This window comes from Sphingomonas sp. 67-41, assembly GCF_001899725.1.
In the GTDB taxonomy this organism is placed as follows: Bacteria; Pseudomonadota; Alphaproteobacteria; order Sphingomonadales; family Sphingomonadaceae; genus Sphingomonas; species Sphingomonas leidyi.
The window spans coordinates 1,136,462-1,154,397 of record NZ_MKWJ01000022.1 but is presented as its reverse complement, the minus strand read 5'-3'; the positions used below and the strand labels follow the sequence as shown (position 1 = coordinate 1,154,397).

At 69.9% G+C, this 17,936-nt stretch carries 16 protein-coding genes; 8 read left to right on the top strand and 8 right to left on the bottom strand.

Features of this window, described 5'->3' with window-relative positions; all coding sequences use genetic code 11:
- Window positions 1-82: 82 nt before the first annotated feature.
- Entirely contained in the window at window positions 83-736 is a 654-nt protein-coding gene (gene fsa / locus BGP17_RS16545; RefSeq protein ID WP_086130650.1) for a fructose-6-phosphate aldolase, read from the bottom strand.
- Window positions 737-761: 25 nt separating this feature from the next.
- Entirely contained in the window at window positions 762-1,160 is a 399-nt protein-coding gene (locus tag BGP17_RS16540; RefSeq protein ID WP_286712758.1) for a hypothetical protein, read from the bottom strand.
- Window positions 1,161-1,235: 75 nt separating this feature from the next.
- On the opposite strand from BGP17_RS16540, the gene BGP17_RS16535 reads away from it, so the two are divergent.
- Window positions 1,236-1,913, top strand: coding sequence for a DUF2490 domain-containing protein (locus tag BGP17_RS16535; protein ID WP_286712756.1), 678 nt, complete (start codon window positions 1,236-1,238; stop codon window positions 1,911-1,913).
- On the opposite strand, the gene BGP17_RS16530 is transcribed toward BGP17_RS16535, so the two are convergent.
- On the bottom strand, window positions 1,910-2,314 hold the full coding sequence (locus tag BGP17_RS16530) for an ester cyclase (RefSeq protein ID WP_286712755.1): 405 nt from the start codon (window positions 2,312-2,314) through the stop codon (window positions 1,910-1,912). The genes BGP17_RS16535 and BGP17_RS16530 overlap by 4 nt on opposite strands.
- Window positions 2,311-2,760 carry a hypothetical protein gene (locus BGP17_RS16525; RefSeq protein ID WP_286712753.1) on the bottom strand — a complete coding sequence of 150 codons (450 nt, stop codon included), beginning with the start codon at window positions 2,758-2,760 and terminating at the stop codon, window positions 2,311-2,313. The genes BGP17_RS16530 and BGP17_RS16525 overlap by 4 nt, the downstream gene beginning before the upstream one ends.
- A gap of 74 nt (window positions 2,761-2,834) precedes the next feature.
- Between BGP17_RS16525 and BGP17_RS16520 the strand changes: the two genes are divergently transcribed.
- From BGP17_RS16520 to BGP17_RS16510, 3 genes are all read left to right on the top strand, one after another.
- Window positions 2,835-5,003 (top strand): primosomal protein N', encoded by a 2,169-nt coding sequence (locus tag BGP17_RS16520; protein WP_286712751.1) that lies wholly within the window; start codon window positions 2,835-2,837, stop codon window positions 5,001-5,003.
- Window positions 5,004-5,094: 91 nt separating this feature from the next.
- Window positions 5,095-6,630, top strand: a complete 1,536-nt coding sequence (locus BGP17_RS16515; RefSeq protein WP_286712750.1) for a hypothetical protein — start codon at window positions 5,095-5,097, stop codon at window positions 6,628-6,630.
- 86 nt (window positions 6,631-6,716) lie between these two features.
- A complete protein-coding gene (locus tag BGP17_RS16510; protein ID WP_286712749.1) occupies window positions 6,717-8,258 on the top strand; it encodes a S1C family serine protease in 1,542 nt (513 codons plus the stop codon).
- A gap of 366 nt (window positions 8,259-8,624) precedes the next feature.
- Here the strand turns inward: BGP17_RS16510 and BGP17_RS16505 are convergent, their stop codons facing one another.
- Together BGP17_RS16505 and ada are read right to left on the bottom strand one after the other, a co-directional pair.
- Entirely contained in the window at window positions 8,625-9,092 is a 468-nt protein-coding gene (locus tag BGP17_RS16505) for a DUF1203 domain-containing protein (protein ID WP_286712748.1), read from the bottom strand.
- Window positions 9,089-10,129, bottom strand: coding sequence for a bifunctional DNA-binding transcriptional regulator/O6-methylguanine-DNA methyltransferase Ada (ada, locus tag BGP17_RS16500; RefSeq protein ID WP_286712747.1), 1,041 nt, complete (start codon window positions 10,127-10,129; stop codon window positions 9,089-9,091). The genes BGP17_RS16505 and ada overlap by 4 nt, the downstream gene beginning before the upstream one ends.
- Window positions 10,130-10,304: 175 nt before the next feature.
- Between ada and BGP17_RS16495 the strand changes: the two genes are divergently transcribed.
- Complete coding sequence (locus tag BGP17_RS16495; protein ID WP_286712745.1) at window positions 10,305-11,555, top strand: MFS transporter; 1,251 nt, start codon at window positions 10,305-10,307, stop codon at window positions 11,553-11,555.
- Window positions 11,552-13,171, top strand: coding sequence for a glycoside hydrolase family 43 protein (locus BGP17_RS16490; RefSeq protein WP_286712743.1), 1,620 nt, complete (start codon window positions 11,552-11,554; stop codon window positions 13,169-13,171). The genes BGP17_RS16495 and BGP17_RS16490 overlap by 4 nt, the downstream gene beginning before the upstream one ends.
- On the opposite strand, the gene BGP17_RS16485 is transcribed toward BGP17_RS16490, so the two are convergent.
- A complete protein-coding gene (locus tag BGP17_RS16485) occupies window positions 13,146-13,580 on the bottom strand; it encodes a PilZ domain-containing protein (protein WP_167299491.1) in 435 nt (144 codons plus the stop codon). The two genes, BGP17_RS16490 and BGP17_RS16485, sit on opposite strands and share 26 nt — an antisense overlap.
- Window positions 13,581-13,791: 211 nt before the next feature.
- Here BGP17_RS16485 and BGP17_RS16480 point away from each other — a divergent pair, with 211 nt between their 5' ends.
- Together BGP17_RS16480 and BGP17_RS16475 are read left to right on the top strand one after the other, a co-directional pair.
- On the top strand, window positions 13,792-15,207 hold the full coding sequence (locus BGP17_RS16480) for a hypothetical protein (protein ID WP_286712741.1): 1,416 nt from the start codon (window positions 13,792-13,794) through the stop codon (window positions 15,205-15,207).
- A gap of 256 nt (window positions 15,208-15,463) precedes the next feature.
- Window positions 15,464-16,969 (top strand): DEAD/DEAH box helicase, encoded by a 1,506-nt coding sequence (locus tag BGP17_RS16475; protein ID WP_286712739.1) that lies wholly within the window; start codon window positions 15,464-15,466, stop codon window positions 16,967-16,969.
- On the opposite strand, the gene BGP17_RS16470 is transcribed toward BGP17_RS16475, so the two are convergent.
- Window positions 16,966-17,910 carry an alpha/beta hydrolase gene (locus BGP17_RS16470; RefSeq protein ID WP_286712737.1) on the bottom strand — a complete coding sequence of 315 codons (945 nt, stop codon included), beginning with the start codon at window positions 17,908-17,910 and terminating at the stop codon, window positions 16,966-16,968. The genes BGP17_RS16475 and BGP17_RS16470 overlap by 4 nt on opposite strands.
- Window positions 17,911-17,936 lie beyond the last annotated feature (26 nt).

Genomic DNA, 17,936 nt, shown 5'->3' with positions numbered 1-17,936 from the left:
GTGGGGGGCTGCGGCCGCCCCTCGACCACTCGCCCTGCCAGCGGTCCCCCTCCCCCGGCAAGCCGGGGGAGGAATTGGGAAATCACCCGATCTTCTGGCCGGTCTTGGCCCAGTCGGCCATGAAGGCGGCGATGCCGTTGTCGGTCAGCGGGTGCTTGACCAGCTGGCGGATCACGCTCGGCGGCGCGGTCATCACGTCGGCGCCGATCTTGGCGGCTTCGAGCACATGGATCGGGTTGCGCACGCTGGCGACCAGGATCTCGGTGTCGAAGGCGTAATTGTCGTAGATCGTGCGGATGTCGGCGATCAGGTCCATGCCCGGATAGCCGATATCGTCGTGCCGGCCGACGAACGGCGAGATGAAGGTCGCTCCGGCCTTGGCCGCGAGCAGCGCCTGGTTGGCCGAGAAGCACAGCGTCACATTGACCATCGTGCCGTCGTCGGTGAGCGCCTTGCACGCCTTGAGGCCGTCGATCGTCAGCGGCACCTTGACCGCGACATTGTCGGCGATCTTCCGGACGATCTCCGCCTCGCGCATCATGCCCTCGAAATCGAGCGCCACGACCTCGGCCGAGACCGGACCCTCGACGATCTCGCAGATCTCGGCGACCACTTCGAGGAAGTCGCGGCCCGCCTTGTGGATCAGCGAGGGGTTGGTGGTGACGCCGTCGAGCAGGCCGGTGGCGGCCAGGTCGCGAATGTCGGCGGTATCGGCGGTGTCGGCGAAGAACTTCATCGGGAATCCCTTATGACATTTGCTGTCAGTCGTGCGTGAGCATCAGCTTTGCACGGCCGCCCTTAAGCCGATTCACCGTGACGCGATAGGTGCCCGGGCGCATCCGGTAATAGAGGATCTTGTGGATCGTCGAGCAGCGCGGCCCCCGGCGCTCCGACGCCATGCGCAGCGCGCGGCGGTCCTCGGCCGCGAAGGCATCGATCCACCCGGCGCGATCGATCGCGATGCCGACCGTGCCGGCCTTGCGGATGGCGATCCGCGTCTCGATGCCGCCGCCGCGGATCGGCAGCGTCACCGCATGGCCGGTATCGAGCCCGCGCCCCTCGCGCTTCCAGCCGGCGAGCGGACGCGGAAGCCGCGTGTCGAGCGCCGTGCAGCGCCCCTGCGCCGCCATGCTCAGAGCCAGCGCCGTCATGAGAATCATCACTCTTCTCCCCCCTTTGGATGGCAGCGATGTTCCACGGATGTTCCGGAGCCGGCAAGAAGAGCTTGCACCGGAATGAAGACGATGCGTTTAGACGCGATGCGCTCGTGCGTCGCCCTGCCCCTGTTCCTCGCCGCCGCGCCCGCGCTCGCGCAGCGGACCGACGACCAGCTCTGGCTGCAGGCGAGCGGCGTCGTCCGCGTGGGCGAGCATGAGGAAGCGACGGTGGAAAGCATCGCCCGTTTCGGCGACCGCGCCCGCGGCCTGGCGCATACCGAGATCGGCGGGCTGTTCGCCTGGAAGCTGGGCAAGGTCGAGCTCGCCATCGGCTATCGCCACGTCGAGGATTTCGTCGGCGACCGGACGCTGCCGAACGAGGAGCGGCTGCGCCAGCACGTGATCGTGCCGCTGGGCGCCGGCTTCGCCACGCGGATCCGGCTCGAGCAGCGCTTCAACAGCTCGGGCCCCGCGATCGGCCACCGCGTGCGCGGCCAGCTTCGCTTCAACGCGCCGCTGGGCCGGACCGGGCTCGGCCTGTTCGCCACGCACGAGACCTTCCTCAATCTCAACACCACCGGCTGGGGCCAGCGCGGCGGGATCGAGCGGGTGCGGGCCAATGTCGGGCTGGGGGCGCCGGTGGGCCGCCGGCTGCGCGTCGAGATCGGCTATCTCAACCAGTATCGCTTCGGCCGCGCCGGCGCGCGCGACCAGATGGACCATGCGATGACGATCGGGCTGACGCTGCGGCCCTAGTCCTGGCTCACCTGCCGGAGGATCGCGGCGGAATCGCGGGCGCCCCAGCGCTCGGTGATCTTTCCGTCCTCGAGCCGGAACCATTCCATCGCGGCCACCTCATAGGGCCGGCCGGTCGGCGCCATCCCGCCCATGCCGCGAAAGGGGCCGACGAAACGGCCGGTCTCGCGCAGGCGCACCGCCACCGAATCCCCCTCGGCGACCAGGTCGAGGATCTCGAGCCGCATCTCCATCCCTTCGTGCAGTTCGCGCCAGATCCCCATCGCCATGTCGAGTGGCCCGGCGCCCAGCACGCCCCAGATCTTCGCCTCGGGCGCGAAGAGCCGGTTCAGCCGGGCGACATCGTGCGCGTTGAACGCATCGACATAGGCGCGGACGGCCGCCTTGTTCGCCGCGCTCATTCGCCGGCCACCAGCATCGTCTTCACCTTCGACGCCGACAGCCCCGAGACATAGAGCCGGTAGATGCCGGGCCGGAGCTCGAAGCGGACGATCTTGCGGATCGTCGAGCATTCGGGGCCATGGCCGTGCCTGACCGAGGCGAGCGCCGCGCCGCCTTCGATCCCGGGAAGCACGTCGATCCAGCCGCCCTGATCGAGCGCGATGCCGTAGACCCCCGCGGTTTCGATCTTGAAGCCGATCGTCGCCGCCTTTCCGGGCTTGCTGCCCGCGGGCAGCCCCTTGAGCGCCGCGCCGTCGATCGCGTCGAGCGCCACTGCCTTGCCGGGCGCGAATTCGTCGCCGGGCTTCACCCAGCCGAGCAGCGAGACGGGAAGGCTGGCGTCGGTCGCCTTGCACTGGGTGGTCTGTGCGGCCTGGGCGAGCAGCAGGACGGCGGCGAGCAGCATCTTCGGTCTCCTTGAAGCGCCAACCGGATACGGGGATTCCGTTTCCGGTGCAAAAGCCCATATGAGGGCGTCCCATGTCCCGCGCCCGCGTCCTCGTCCTCCATCCCGCGCTCGGCCCGCTCGACTATCGCGTGCCCGCCGGCATGCGGGTCGCGCCGGGGTCGATCGTCGTCGTGCCGATCGGCCCGCGCCAATATGCCGGCGTGGTCTGGGAAGCCGAGCGGCTGCCGACCGAGGAGATCGGCGACAATCGGCTGCGCAACATCATGGCCGTGGCCGACGCGCCGCCGATCCCCGCATCGGTGCGCCGGCTGGTCGAGTGGACGGCGGACTATTATCTCAGCCCGCCCTCGGCCGTGCTGGCGATGGCGCTGCGCACCTCCGCGGCGTTCGAGAGCGCGCCGACGATCACCGAATATCGCGCCACCGGCCAGGCGCCCGGCCGGCTCACCCCGCAGCGCGCCCAGGCGCTGGAGCGGATCGGCGAGCGCCAGGGGCTGGTGCGCGAGCTGGCCCTGGCCGCCGATGTGTCCGACGCGGTGATCCGGGGCCTGGTCAAGACCGGCGCGATCGAGGCGGTGGTGGTCGACACCGACACGCCCTATCCGCTGCCCGACCCCGATTTCGCCCCGCCCCGGCTCAATCCCGAACAGGCCGATGCGGCCGCCACCCTGCGCCGGGCAGTGGCCGCGGGGACGTTCCAGCCCTTCCTGCTCGACGGGGTGACGGGATCGGGCAAGACCGAAGTCTATTTCGAAGCGGTCGCGGCGGCGCTGGCGGCGGGGCGCCAGACGCTGGTGCTGCTGCCCGAGATCGCGCTGACCGAGCCGTTCCTCACGCGTTTCGAGAAGCGCTTCGGCTGCGACCCGGTCGCCTGGCATTCGGGCCTGCGCACTTCGCAGCGCCGCCGCGCCTGGCGCGCGATCGCCGGCGGCGAGGCGATGGTGACGGTGGGCGCCCGCTCGGCGCTGTTCCTCCCCTATCCGAATCTCGGCCTGATCGTGGTCGACGAGGCGCACGAGACCAGCTTCAAGCAGGAGGACGGCGTCCGCTATCATGCCCGCGACGTGGCGGTGATGCGCGGTCGGTTCGAGGAATGCCCGGTGATCCTCGCCTCCGCCACGCCGGCGATCGAGACGCGCCACCAGGTCGAGCTGGGCCGCTATGCGGAACTCAAGCTCCCCGGCCGCTACGGCGCGGCGGAAATGCCCGAGATCATTCCGATCGACCTGATCCAGGCCCCGCCCGAGCGCGGCCGCTGGCTGGCGCCGCCGCTAGTCAAGGCGATCGACGAGACGCTGGCCCGGGGCGAGCAGTCGCTGCTGTTCCTCAACCGGCGCGGCTATGCCCCGCTGACGCTGTGTCGGCATTGCGGCCACCGCTTCCAATGCCCGAACTGCACGGCCTGGATGGTCGAGCACCGGCTGCTCCGCCGCCTCTCCTGCCACCATTGCGGCCACACCATTCCGGCGCCGAGCCTGTGCCCCGAGTGCAAGAGCGAGGACACGCTGGTCGCCTGCGGCCCCGGTGTCGAGCGCATCGCCGACGAAGTGGCGGCGCTGTGGCCGGAGGCGCGCACCGCCATCGTCACTTCGGACACGCTCTGGTCGCCCGCCAAGGCGGCCGAGTTCGTCGCGCGGATGGAGCATGGCGCGATCGATATCGTGGTGGGCACGCAGCTGGTGACCAAGGGCTATCACTTCCCCAACCTGACCCTGGTCGGCGTGGTCGATGCCGATCTGGGGCTGGACGGCGGCGACCTGCGCGCCAGCGAGCGGACCTTCCAGCAGATCATGCAGGTGGCCGGGCGCGCCGGCCGCGGCGAGAAGCCCGGCACCGTCTATATCCAGACGCACGCGCCCGACGCGCCGGTGATGCGCGCGCTCGTCTCGGGCGATGCCGAGAGCTTCTATGCCGCCGAGGCCGAGGCGCGCCGCGACGCCGACGCGCCGCCCTATGGCCGCTATGCCGCGATCATCGTCTCGAGCGAGGACCGCGCCGCCGCCGAGGAAACCGCGCGGATGATCGGCCGCACCGCGCCCGAGATCGGCGAGGACATGCACGTCTACGGCCCCGCGCCCGCCCCGCTGGCGATGCTGCGCGGCCGCCACCGCTACCGGCTGCTCGTCCATGCGCGGCGCAGCTTCGACGTGCAGCAGGTGCTGCGCGACTGGCTGGGCGGCCTGGCCTGGGGCCCCAGGGTGCGCGTGGCCGTGGACGTCGATCCCTATAGCTTCGTCTGATCCGAAGCGGACCCGATCGCCCCGTCCCGCAACGTCACCGATTGACGCGCCGGCCGCAGTTCATAAACTCGGCCTATCGGGGGGAAGAATCATGCGTCGTCATCTGTTGCTCGCCACTTCGCTGCTACTGCCGTCCTTCGCGCAGGCCGCCGACTGGTACGAAGGCAGCTCCAAGCATTTCATCGTCTATTCGGAAGGCTCGCCCGAGCAGGTCACGGCGGCGACCGAGTCGCTCGAGCGCTTCGACCAGGCGCTGCGGACGATCACCGGCACGCCGGACAAACCGCTCAGCCCGAACCTGCGCGTCACCGTGTTCTTGCTCGACGACGTCGCGGCGATCCAGAAGCTCTCGGGCAACCACTCCATCGCCGGCTATTACCAGGCGCGCGCGTCCGGCCCGATGGCGTTCTCGCCGCGCAAGACCAGCGGCACGCTCGATGCGCGCTCGATTCTGCAGCATGAATATGGCCACAGCTTCATGTTCTCCAGCTGGCCGAGCGCGGTGTTCGCCAAATGGTTCGTGGAGGGCTTCGCCGAATTCGTCGGCACCGCCTATTACCGGAACGACGGCACCATGACGTTCGGCGCGCCGCCCGAGACGCGCAAATACGGCATCAACCAGGCCAACCAGATCCCGGCAAGCCAGATGCTGATGCTCAACCCGGGCAAGCTCGACGGCCTGCAGACCCACATCCTCTATGGCCGCGGCTGGCTGTTGACGCATTATGCGCTGCTCGGCGGCCACGGCAAGGAACTGGCCGACTACATCACGCTGAGCAACGAGGGGAAGACCGCCGAGGCGGGCCGGGCCTTCGGGAATCCGAGCGACCTCGACTACAGGCTCAACCGCTACATCTCGGGCAAGACGCTGCCGCTGCTGCGCCTTTCCAAGGAACAGGTCGTCGTCGGCAAGGTCACGCTGCGCAAGCTGGGCGTCGGCGAGGTCGCCACCCTGCCGGCGCGGATGCGCTCGAGCAGCGGGGTGACCACGGAGACCGCGCCCGAAGTCGCCGAGCTCGCGCGCCGGCTGGCCGCCCCCTATCCCACCGACGCCGCGGCGCAGAACGAGCTGGCCGAAGCCGAGTTCGACGCCAAGAACTATGCCGCCGCCGAAGCGGCCGCCGATCGCGCGCTGGCTGCCGATCCCAAGTCGATCCACGCCCTGCTCTACAAGGGCATGGCGCAGATGGAGGCCGCCAAGGCCGCCGGCGACACCAACCCCGAGCGCTGGAAGGCGATCCGCGGCTTTTTCCTCAAGGCGAACAAGCTCGACACCGATTATCCCCAGCCGCTGGTGCTGTTCTACGAGAGCTTCGCCGCGGCCAAGCAGGCGCCGACCCCCAATGCGAAGAACGGATTGCTCGGCGCCTATGTGCTGGCGCCGTTCGATACCGGCCTGCGCGTCACGGCGGGCAAGGTGCTGCTCGAGATGAACGATGCCAAGGCCGCGCGCGTCGCCTTCGAGCCGGTGGCCTATAGCCCGCACGCGCCGGCCGACAATGTCGCGCTGAAGGTCCTCGCCGCGCTCGACGAAAAGGGAACCGAAGGCGCGCTCGCCGTGCTCGCCGAGGCCGACGCCAAGGCGAAGAAGGCTGCCGAGGACGCGGAGAAGAAGAAAAAGGGCTGAGACCCCGCCATCTCCGCGGGCCCCGGCTTGAACCGCCGGGGCTTTTGCCCGAAAGCTGCCGGCCAAACGGAGGTTCGGGTTCGATGATGCGTCGGTTGCTTATCGTGGTGGCGCTGCTCTTCGCATGGGCCGCCCCGGCGCATGCCGACGACATCTCCGCCTCGGCGCGCGGCGTGGTGCGCATCGTCACCATCGCGGTGGTCGATGACGAAGTGGTCGGCTTCGGCCATGGCAGCGGCTTCGCGGTGGCGCCCAACCGCGTGGTCACCAATGCCCATGTCGTCGATCTCGCCTCGCGCTATCCCGACAATGTCGTGATCGGCGTCGTCCCTTCGGAGGGCGACAAATCCTATCAGGGCAAGGTGATCAAGATCGACCAGGCCCGCGACCTGGCGCTGATCGAGTTCACCGGCGTGCGCCTGCCGCCCCTCACCCTGTTCGGCGGCAGGATCTCCGATGGCGATTCGCTCGTCGCGCTCGGCTATCCGGGCAATGTCGACATCGCCACGGCGCGCTCGGCGGCGGATTTCATCAAGCCCCAGTCCCCCGTGCGCTCGCAGGGCGGGTTCGCCGGTCTGCGCCAGCTGAGCGGGGTGAGCGTGCTGCTCCACACCGCCAGCATCGCGCGCGGCAATTCGGGCGGCCCGCTGCTCGATCGCTGCGGCCGCGTGCTGGGCGTCAATTCGGCGATCACGCACAATGACGAAGGCGATTCGACCTTCGCCTTCGCCATTGCCGGCAGCGAGCTGGCCGCCTTTCTGGGCGAGGCGAAGCAGCCCTTCGCCACGGTCGACATCCCCTGCACCTCGGTCGAGGAGCAGATGGCGCAGGAACGCAGCGCCGACGAGAAGGCGCGTCTGGCCGCCGACGAGGCCTCGCGCGCCAATGCCGCCAGGGCCGAGGCCGAGCGCGACGACGCGATAACCCAGGCGCGCAATCGCGCCGAGACCGCGCGCGAGAACTATATGGCCGGGGCCGCGGTGCTGCTCGTGCTCGGCGCGCTGGCGGTGGGCGGCGCCGGGCTGCTGCTCTCGCGCGAGCGCAAGCGCGAGGCGATCTGGGTCGCCACGGGCGGCGGCGTGCTGATGCTGGGCGCGGCCGCCCTGTTCCTCAGCCGCCCGGGCTTCGACGAAGCCACGGTGGTGCCGGTGCCCAAGGCCGTGGCGGCGGGCACCACGAGCACGGCGGCGCAGGGCAAGCTGGTCTGCACGCTCGTCCCCGAGCGCAGCCGGGTGATCGTCTCCCCGACCGACAAGGTCGACCTCGACATCGGCGAGGACGGCTGCATCAACGGCCGCACCCAATATGCCGAGTCGGGAACGCACTGGCAGCGCATCCTGGTGCCGGACCAGGAAGCCAATGTCTCGGTGCTCGATTTCGACCCGGCGACGGCTACCTACACCAATACGCGCTATCTGCTCTCCTCCGAGCAGATGAAGCAGGCGCGCGCGCTGCGGAAGGGCGTGCCGCTCAAGGAATGCTCGTCCGACCAGGCCAAGCGCGCCGAGCTGGCAACCCAGCAGCAATCGATCCGCACCGCGCTGCCGCCGGTGTACAACGAGAAGCTGGTGTACAGATGCTCTGCGTCGGACGGGACGGCGGCGGCGACGCCGGCGGCGACCAAATAGGCCCGTTCGCGCCAGGCCGCGCTTCCCAAGTCGATGGCGCGCCGGATCCTATTTTGGAGCGGCCGGGCCAGGGCCCGACCGCGTGAGCCAAGCAGGCCGATTCCTGCATTGCAAGCCCGGCTTCCTTCATCGTCTCCGCCCAACGCGGGGGGGCGGGCTTCGCTGAACGAGGTCCCACCCCGGGACGGATCGACATTCGGGCGCGCAATGAGAGCCGGACAGCCCTTCTTGCTCCCCGGCGAAGGCCGGGGCCCAGTTGCGACATCGTTCAAGGGGTTCGCGTATCTCGATAGCATCCCGATACTGGGCGCCGGCCTTCGCCGGGGAGCCGCCTGGGACCGCCAGTCCCGTAAATGTCGATCGGCCCTAGCCCCGATCCACGCGCGCCGCGAAGCAGCCGGGCTTGGCATTGTGGACATGGAGATACGCCACCGCCGGATCCGCGAAGAAGCGCGCGATCAGCGGCTCGAGGTCGCGGCCCTCCACCACATCGGCGTCGGTCATCATGCCGGCATCGTCAAAGGCGCGGACCGAGAGCAGGCGGATCGCCAATTGCTCCGGCACGGCATTCTCGAAGCGCGCCGGCACCTCGGCGCCCTCGCGCACGAAGATGGCGTGCGCGCTGCGATAGGGCGAGGCGACGGGCAGATGCGCATGGTTGAGCAGCAGCACCGTCTCGCCCGGCTCGGCATCGGCGAGCGTCACCCGGCACGGCGCACCGGGCTTCTTCGCCACGGTCATGCGGACGGCATGCCGCACCGCCAGCGCCGCATCCGGCGCGCCATAGAGATGGCGGAACGGCGCGGGGTCGATTCCCTGGATCACATAGTTCACTGGCCGGCGCCCTCGCGCTTCAGCAGCGCCTTCTTGCGGTCCACGCCATAGGCATAGCCGCCCATGCTGCCGTCCGAGCGCAGCGCGCGGTGGCAGGGGATGATCACCGGTACGTGATTGGTGCCGCAGGCCGTGCCCGCGGCACGCACCGCGCCGGGGCTGCCGGCGGCTGCGGCGAGCTGGGCATAGCTGCGCGTCTCGCCCGGCGGGATCGCGCGCAATGCCTGCCACACCGCTTCCTGAAAGGCGGTGCCCCGCACGTCGAGCGGCAGATCGGTGTCGCCCCCCGGGCTTTCCACTTCGGCGACCACGCGCGCGGCGAGTGCCGCCAGCGCCGCGCCGCCCTGGGCGATCTCCGCCGCCGGGAAGCGCCGGGTCAGGTCGAAGGCATCCTCCTCGAAGGCAACGCGGCACAGGCCCTTGTCGGTCGCTGCGATCAGCAGCGGGCCCAGGCTGGTCTCGGCGACGGTCCAGCGGATCGTCACCCCCGCGCCGCCGCGCTTCCACACGCTGGGGCTCATGCCGAGCCGGGCATTGGCGGTCTCGTAGAAGCGGCTCGGCGCGGAGTAGCCCGCCTCGTAGATCGCGCCGGTCACGCTCTCTTCGCCCGACAGCGCCTCGGCGGCGCGCTTCGCCTTGAGCCCGCGGGCATAGGCAGCGGGCGTCACGCCGGTGGCGCGCTTGAACAGCCGGTGGAAATGGTGCGGCGCATAGCCGACCGCGGCGGCGATCCCGTCGAGCGAGACATTCTCCTCCGCCGCCTCGATCAGTGCCACTGCCTTCGCCACTGCGATCCGGTCGCGGCCGACTTCGTCGGGCTTGCAGCGCAGGCAGGCGCGATAACCGGCGGCGCGGGCCGCATCGGCATCGTCGAAGAACTCGACATGCTCGCGCTTCGGCCGGCGCGCCGGGCAAGTCGGCTTGCAATAGATGCGCGTGGTGGTCACCGCGACGATCAACCGCCCGTCAAAGGCGCGATCGCGCGCTTCGAAGGCGGCCCAGGCCGCGTCTTCGGAAAGGGAGAGTGCGTAGGTCATGGAAGTGATATAGGCCCGGGGCGGACGGGCCACATCCCGGCAATTGCGATCAAACCAGACGCCCCAGCCCTCCGGCCGTGACGATTACTCAGACAAAAGCTCTTGCCCTTCCCCGCCAAACCCGCCACCGTTAGCGCTAACGGGCGCGTGTTCCGACGTCCGCACGGGAGAGGCCATGTCCTTCTGGCGACGCACGCGCGCCCTGCGCTGGTGGATCATCGGCATCGTGATGCTGGGCACGATCGTGAACTATCTCACGCGCTCCACCCTCGCGGTCGCCGCGCCCGTGTTCATGCCCGACCTCGGCATCGACGAGCATCAATATTCGTGGATCACCGCCGCCTTCCAGGCCGGCGTGATGCTGCAGCCGGTAGTGGGCTATATCCTCGACACGATCGGCCTGCGCACGGGCCTTGCCGTCTTCGCCAGCTGCTGGGGCGTGCTGACCATGGCGCATGGCCTCGCCTTCAACTGGCAGATGCTGTTCGGCCTGCGCGGCGCGCTGGGCTTTGCCGAGGGCACCTCGCACACCGGCGGGCTGAAGGTCGTCTCCGAATGGTTTCCGGCGCGCGAGCGCGGCTTGGCGGGCGGCATCTACAATCTCGGCGCCTCGGCCGGATCGGCGCTGGCGGCGCCGCTCGTCGCCTGGTCGATCTGGATGTGGAACTGGCGGGCGGCCTTCGTGATCGCCGGTGCGCTCGCCCTGTTCTGGGTGCTGCTCTGGCTGCGCTTCTATCGCCCGCCCGCCGAGCATCCCGAGATCGGCGAGGAGGAGCGCGCCCATATCCTGGCCGGGCAGGAGCAGCATATCCAGGCGGCGGGGGCGCGGCCCTCGATCCTGTCGATCCTGCGCCAGCGCAATTTCTGGGGCATCGCCATCCCGCGCTTCCTGGCCGATCCGACCTGGGGCACGCTCACCTTCTGGCTGCCGCTCTATCTGGTGAAGGTCCGCCATTTCGACCTGGCCGAGATCGCCGTCTCCGCCTTCCTGCCCTTCGTCGCCGCCGACCTGGGTTGCCTGTTCGGGCCGGCGGTGGTGCTGTGGCTCCAGCGCCGCGGCGTCGACCTGATCGATGCGCGCCGCTGGACCTTCACCCTGGGCGCGGTGCTGATGACGGGCATGTTGTTCGTCGGCACGGTGGAGAGCGCCTGGGCGGCGGTCGCGCTGCTTTCGCTCGGCGGCTTCGCGCATCAGACGCTCTCGGTCACCGTGATCACCATGGCGAGCGACCTGTTCCGCCGCGACGAGCTGGGCACCGTCGCCGGCCTGGCCGGCACCTGCGCCAATGCCTCGATCCTGATCTTCTCGCTGCTGATGGGCAGCCTGGTCGCCTCGATCGGCTATACCCCCTTCTTCATCGCGCTCGGACTGCTCGATCTCGTCGCGGCGGCCGTGCTCTGGACCCTGGTGCGCAAGCCCGCATGACCCGCAATCCCATCCTGCCCGGTTTCAATCCCGACCCGTCGATCGTCCGGGTGGGCGACGACTATTACATCGCCACGTCCACCTTCGAGTGGTTTCCCGGCGTGCAGATCCACCACAGCCGCGACCTGGCGAACTGGGAGCTGGTCGCCCGGCCGCTCGTCCGCGCCCGCCAGCTCGACATGCGCGGCGATCCGGACGGATGCGGCGTGTGGGCGCCGTGCCTTTCGCATGACGGCGCGCGCTTCCACCTGATCTACACCGATGTGAAGCGCTATGGCCGCACCACGGTGGGCGGCGCATCGGGCGCCAGCCTGCGCGACTTCCACAATTATCTCGTCACCTGCGAGACGATCGCGGGGGAATGGTCCGATCCGATCCACCTGAACAGCAGCGGCTTCGATCCCTCGCTCTTCCATGACGAGGATGGGCGGAAATGGCTGCTCAACATGCTCTGGGACCATCGGCCGGGCCGCAACCGCTTCGCCGGGATCGTGCTGCAGGAATATTCGCCGGCGGAGCGGCGCCTGATCGGCGAGCGACTCAACATCTTCCCCGGTACCGCGCTGGGACTCACCGAGGCACCGCATCTCTACAGGCGCGACGGCTGGTATCATCTCCTCACCGCCGAGGGCGGCACCGGCTGGAACCATGCGGTGACCATGGCGCGCTCGCGCAGCCTGACCGGCCCCTATGAGCTCCACCCCGACATCCACATCCTCTCCAGCCGCACCCGGCCCGACGCGCCGCTCCAGCGCGCCGGCCATGCCGATCTGGTCGAGACGCCGGCGGGCGAGCCCTGGCTGGTCTATCTCTGCGGCCGCCCGCTCCCCAATCGCGGGCGGTGCGTGCTGGGCCGCGAGACGGCGATCCAGCCGATGCGCTGGGGCGAGGACGGCTGGCTCTACACCCTCGGCGAACCCGGCCTGCCGATGCGGGACGTGCCCGGCCCCGAAGGCCGCAGGCCCGCCGATACCCGCGCCGATTTCGACGATCCGGCCCTGCCGATCGACTTCCAATGGCTGCGCACGCCCGAGCCGGAGGCGATCCTCAGCCTGGGCGCCCGCCCCGGCCATCTGCGGCTATATGGCCGGGAGTCGATCGGCAGCCTGTTCACCCAGGCCCTGGTCGCGCGGCGGCAACAGGCCTTCTGCTATTCGGCTTCGTGCCTGCTGGAGTTCGCGCCGCGCCATTTCCAGCAGGCGGCCGGGCTGGTCGCCTATTACAATGCGTCCAAGTTCCACTATCTCCACGTCTCGCACGACGAGGAGGTCGGCCGTCATCTCCGAGTGATGTCGGCGCTGCCCGATTCGCCCCAGGCCGATGCGTTCACCGCGCCGATCGCCATCCCCGAAGGGCCGGTCGAGCTGCGGGCCGAAGTCGATTACGAGCGGTTGCGCTTCGCCTGGCGCGTGCCGGGCGGCGACTGGCAATGGCTGGCCGAACAGTTCGACGCCTCGATCCTGTCCGACGAAGCGAGTGCGCCCGGCCTGCCCAACTTCACCGGCGCCTTCGTTGGGATGGCCTGCCAGGACCTGTCCGGCGCGGGCCTCCCCGCCGATTTCGACTGGTTCGCCTATCGCGAGCGGGACTTCAGTCCTCGCGGGTCGGCCGCCTGATCAGCCGGCGCAGCGGCGGGATCGTCGGCTTCGCATGCGCCTTGCCCGTGCCGAACCGCGCGGCGAGCGCGGCCGAGAGATCGGCGAGCACATGCTCCTGGCCGCGAAAGGCGTGCGCGATCTCTTCCTCGGTCAACGCCTTCATGAAGGCGCAGCCATAAGTGTTGCCCGAGCGGCGCACCACCTTGGCGGCGCGCGATCCGGCACCCGAAAGGCCGAGCGAGACGAGCGTGCCTTCCGGCAGATCGAGCTCCGAAGTGAAGCGGAAGCCCGTGCGCGAGAAATCCTCGACCTGCACGTCGATCGGCCCGCCATCCGGCGTGCGCAATGTCGAGGGCGAATCCGTGTCGAACCGGATCGCACCGCGGCGGTCGATGTCTCCGAGGATCTCAAGCTTGGCGACGAGCAATTTGGGGCTCCATGGTTGGCGCCTCGAGCCTAGCGGGCGATGCGTTAACGAGTGCTTTGCGGAAGCGTTCACCGGCGTTAATTTCACCTGCGCAACGGCAAGGCCCGCGCCTCGCCATTTCGTCGCATGAAACTCCGCCCCGGTCGCAGTCCCGATTGGCGCCGCCGCCGGGCTCCGTCCTCCCTGCGCACGCACCGGACGAGGATGGAACATGTCACGACGCACATCGCTGCTCCTGCCCCTGCTGCTCGCCGCCTGCAGCGGCGGCGGGGGTGGAGGCACGCCGCCCGGGCCCGCCCCCACGCCGACGCCCAGCCCGAGCCCGTCGCCCAGCCCGTCCCCTACCGGCGATCCACTCGACCAGGCGATCAACGACGCGGCGGCCGCCATCCTCGCCGACACTTGCCGGCCCGCCGGCCCCGATTGCGCCTGGACCGATCGCGCCTACAGCCCCGCCGAATTCGAGATGGCGCCGGGCAATGGCGAAGCGGTGCTGATCATCGACAATCTGCCGCGCCTGCCTGTCCGCGCGATCCGCTTTCGCAAGCACATCAAGGGCTATTTCCGCCTGGGCGAGGGCGGCGCCGCGAATGCCGCCACGACCGGCTGGCGCATCCCGACGGCGCTGTGGAGCGCGCTCGACCGCTTCTCGGGCCCCACCCATGTGCCGAGCCAGCGGCTCGCGCCAATCGGCGACGCGGCGAAACAGGCCTATCCCGACATCGCCTTCGACAATGTCGGGCATGGCAGCACCGTCTTCTCGCTGCTCGCCGACAACGTCCCGGCACAGCCGCTGGTGCTGCTCGATTCGATCGACCTCGAGGACATCGCGCCTACGCGCTACTGCGATGCGTCCGGCACGGCTGCGGTGCAGGCCGAGCTGGTGCAGGCGGCGCAGCGCGCGGCGGACGCGATCGTCGCGCTGATGCGTGCGAACAATGTCCGGTTCGTCAACTACAGCGCCGGCCACACCTTCCAGACGGTCCGCGACGGCTGGCAGGCGGCGTGCGCGAAGCCGCTTCCCGCCGAGGGCGTCCTGCGCGACAAGCTCGCCGCCTATGCGCCGATCTATGCCGCGCTGTTCGGCACGCCGGGCGTGCTGACGGTGCAGGCCGGCTCGGAGAATGACGGGCTCCACGACGCGCCCTACGACCAGCGCATTGCCGCCCATTACAATCGGGTCCGCGTGGGCTATTTCACCGCCCTGACCTCCGGGCTCGACGATGCCGGCCGCGGCGACATCGCCGCGCTGCAGGGCTGGCCGGCCAGGGCGGAAGCCGACATCTTCGTCAACACCGGCGTCCTGCCCGCGCGGCCATGGCCGTTCAACCGGACGCCGCTGCTCCAGTCGGACGACTTCTCCACGGCGCTCATGCCCGTCACCGCGGCCCACACCTCCTGGGTCACGCCGCTCGCGCTGGCGCGGATGGTCCATCTGCGCTTCTCCCGCTTCCCGGACCGGCCGTTCGACGACGCGCTGATCGCCGCGATATTCGACGCCGCCACGCCGGCGCTCTGCCCGGGCCAGTGGGACAATCGCTGCGCCTTCCAGGACCCGATGCTCCACGGCCAGACCGAAGCGGTGCGGCTCGGCCATCGACCGCGCGAATATACGGGGATGCCATAGGGGCGTGCAGCCGCGCAGGCGTCGCGGCCCGGGGCCCTGGCGGCCGGCTTCCTTGACTAAAATCGTTTTCATCGCCATATGGCCGCCATCCGAGGCGTCATGCAGCGTGATCGGGCATGCGGGTTTACCCCAAGGGCCCAGGCTCCGCCTCGATTGTTTTCCACGGCTTCCCTAGTCACGCGGGTCGTCATTTTTGACCCCGCCTTCGCACCTGGGCTCCGTCCGGCGTGCGCCGGCCGTATGCACAGGATTTATAATGCAGTTCAATCAACTCGGTCTCTCGGAGACCGTTCTCGCCGCGCTTGCCGCCAAGGGCTATAGCGAGGCGACGCCGATCCAGGCCAAGGCAATCCCGTCGCTCCTCGAAGGACGCGACCTGCTCGGCATCGCCCAGACCGGCACCGGAAAGACCGCCGCCTTCATGCTCCCCTCGATCGACCGGCTGGTCGCATCGGGCAAGCGCGCCCAGCCGCGCGGCTGCCGCATGCTGGTGCTCGCCCCGACGCGCGAACTGGCCAGCCAGATCGCCGACCAGGCGCGCCACTATGCCAAGGGCACCCGCCTCACCGTCGCCACCATCTTCGGCGGCACGTCGATCCACAAGAACAAGACCGATCTCGCCAAGGGCGTCGACATCCTCGTCGCCACGCCGGGCCGCCTCGTCGACCTGATGGACCAGTGCTACGCGATCCTGATGGGCCTCGAGATCTTCGTGCTCGACGAGGCCGACCAGATGATGGACCTGGGCTTCATCCACGCCCTCAAGCGCATCGTCCGAGAGCTGCCGGCCAAGCGCCAGTCGCTGTTCTTCTCGGCGACCATGCCCAAGACGATCCGCGAGCTCGCCGGCCAGTTCATCAAGGAGCCGGTGGAAGTGAAGGTCACCCCCGAGGCGACCACGGCCGAGCGCGTCGAGCAGCGCGTCACTTTCGTCCAGCAGGCCGAGAAGCAGGCGCTGCTGACGATGATGCTCAAGGAGATCGAGATCGATCGCGCGCTGGTGTTCACCCGCACCAAGCACGGCGCCGACCGCGTCGTCCGCCTGCTCGCGGGCAACGGCGTCGCCGCCAACGCGATCCACGGCAACAAGAGCCAGCCGCAGCGCGAGCGCGCGCTCGGCGAGTTCCGCGCGGGCAAGGTGAAGATCCTCGTCGCGACCGACATCGCGGCGCGCGGCATCGACGTGTCGGGCGTCAGCCATGTCTTCAACTTCGAGCTGCCGAACGTGGCGGACCAATATGTCCACCGCATCGGCCGCACCGCGCGCGCGGGCAATGACGGCGTGGCGATCAGCTTCTGCGCCGATGACGAGCGGCCGTATCTGCGCGACATCGAGCGGCTGATCCGCCAGAAGCTCGCCGTCGTGCCGCTGCCCGAGGGCTTCGTTGCCGCTGCCGAGAAGATCAAGACCAGCCGCGTCAACGTGCCGCAGAGCCGCGACCAGCAGAACGGCGCCCGTGGCCGCGAAATGCAGCGCGACGGCCGCCGCCCGGGCCAGCCGCAGCGCGGCCGCCCCGGCCAGCGCGACGACCGTCCGCGGAGCGATCAGCCGCGTCGCCATGACGAGCGCGGTCCGCGTCCCGAGGCGGCCGGCGCGGCCGCCGGCGAGCCGCGTCCGCGCCGCTTCGACGCCCCCCAGGGCGAGCAGCCCCGCAACTATGCCCGCCCGAAGCGCAAGTGGCAGCCGCGGCCGACCCAGGGCGGCGGCCAGCGCCAGGGCGGACAGGGCGGTGGCCGTCAGGGCGGCAATCGCGGGCGCTAACGCCCGAGGAGATAATCGCCAACGGCGTCGAAGAGCGCCCGTCGGCGATTCTCCAGGTGCATCCGGTGCGCACCGCCGGCAAGCGTGACGCGGCGCGCACCGCCCGGCACGCCGTTCAGCCGGCTCGCCAGCCACGCCACATCCGCGTCGCCCGCCAGCGGGTCCCAGGCACCGCGCACGATCATGGTCGGCGCGCGCACCACGCCGGGATCATAGGGAAAGCGCCCCGACCAGGCATCGGCGAAATCGGCATCCGGCCCGCTCGGCACCACGACGCCCGCCGGATCCCGCTCCGCGCTGCCCGGATCGCTGGCGAGATAGGCACCCGCCCAGGCGTCGAAACGCTCGGGCGCGATCGGCGAACCCCGGCCTTCGGGCACGCCGGACTGGAAGCTGCGCCACTGGTCTTCGCGCGTGACGAGATTCGCGCCCGTGGCCGGCATGAGGCCGCCACCGGCCTCCCTCTGCGCGAGCGGGCCGAAGAGCACCAGCCGCTCGACCATTTCCGGCCACGCCCCGGCAAAGATGCCGGCGGGGATCGTCCCCCAGCTATGCGCGATCACCAGGAGCTTCGCACCGCCGCGCCGCGCCCGGATATGCGCCGCGACACGCGCGATCTGCTCCGCGGCGGCGCCTGCCCGGCCATAGGGCATATTCCCCTGCATCGCCGCCGGCCGCTCCGACCCGCCATAGCCGGCGAAGTCGAACGCCCAGACGTCGAAGCCTCGCGCCCGCAGGTCGTCCATCCACGACCACCCGTCGATCCGCCATCCGACCGACAGCGCCGATGGAAAAGTGGCGCCGTGCACATAGAGCACCGGAGCCCCCGGTCCGGCCAGGCGGCGCATGCGCAACGCCGGCATGGCAGCATCGCCGGCCAGGCGCATCCCCTCCCCGGCAGGCGCGGTTCCGTGGGGCGTGGCGAGAATCGGTTCGAGCATCGGTTCCTCCAATCGGCCCGCCGGAT

Excerpts from the sequence above, each read along its gene's own strand:
- fsa (WP_086130650.1), bottom strand. The coding sequence starts at position 736 with ATGAAGTTCTTCGCCGACACCGCCGATACCGCCGACATTCGCGACCTG.
- BGP17_RS16540 (WP_286712758.1), bottom strand. The coding sequence starts at position 1,160 with ATGATTCTCATGACGGCGCTGGCTCTGAGCATGGCGGCGCAGGGGCGC.
- BGP17_RS16535 (WP_286712756.1), top strand. The coding sequence starts at position 1,236 with ATGAAGACGATGCGTTTAGACGCGATGCGCTCGTGCGTCGCCCTGCCC.
- BGP17_RS16530 (WP_286712755.1), bottom strand. The coding sequence starts at position 2,314 with ATGAGCGCGGCGAACAAGGCGGCCGTCCGCGCCTATGTCGATGCGTTC.
- BGP17_RS16525 (WP_286712753.1), bottom strand. The coding sequence starts at position 2,760 with ATGCTGCTCGCCGCCGTCCTGCTGCTCGCCCAGGCCGCACAGACCACC.
- BGP17_RS16520 (WP_286712751.1), top strand. The coding sequence starts at position 2,835 with ATGTCCCGCGCCCGCGTCCTCGTCCTCCATCCCGCGCTCGGCCCGCTC.
- BGP17_RS16515 (WP_286712750.1), top strand. The coding sequence starts at position 5,095 with ATGCGTCGTCATCTGTTGCTCGCCACTTCGCTGCTACTGCCGTCCTTC.
- BGP17_RS16510 (WP_286712749.1), top strand. The coding sequence starts at position 6,717 with ATGCGTCGGTTGCTTATCGTGGTGGCGCTGCTCTTCGCATGGGCCGCC.
- ada (WP_286712747.1), bottom strand. The coding sequence starts at position 10,129 with ATGACCTACGCACTCTCCCTTTCCGAAGACGCGGCCTGGGCCGCCTTC.
- BGP17_RS16495 (WP_286712745.1), top strand. The coding sequence starts at position 10,305 with ATGTCCTTCTGGCGACGCACGCGCGCCCTGCGCTGGTGGATCATCGGC.
- BGP17_RS16490 (WP_286712743.1), top strand. The coding sequence starts at position 11,552 with ATGACCCGCAATCCCATCCTGCCCGGTTTCAATCCCGACCCGTCGATC.
- BGP17_RS16480 (WP_286712741.1), top strand. The coding sequence starts at position 13,792 with ATGTCACGACGCACATCGCTGCTCCTGCCCCTGCTGCTCGCCGCCTGC.
- BGP17_RS16475 (WP_286712739.1), top strand. The coding sequence starts at position 15,464 with ATGCAGTTCAATCAACTCGGTCTCTCGGAGACCGTTCTCGCCGCGCTT.
- BGP17_RS16470 (WP_286712737.1), bottom strand. The coding sequence starts at position 17,910 with ATGCTCGAACCGATTCTCGCCACGCCCCACGGAACCGCGCCTGCCGGG.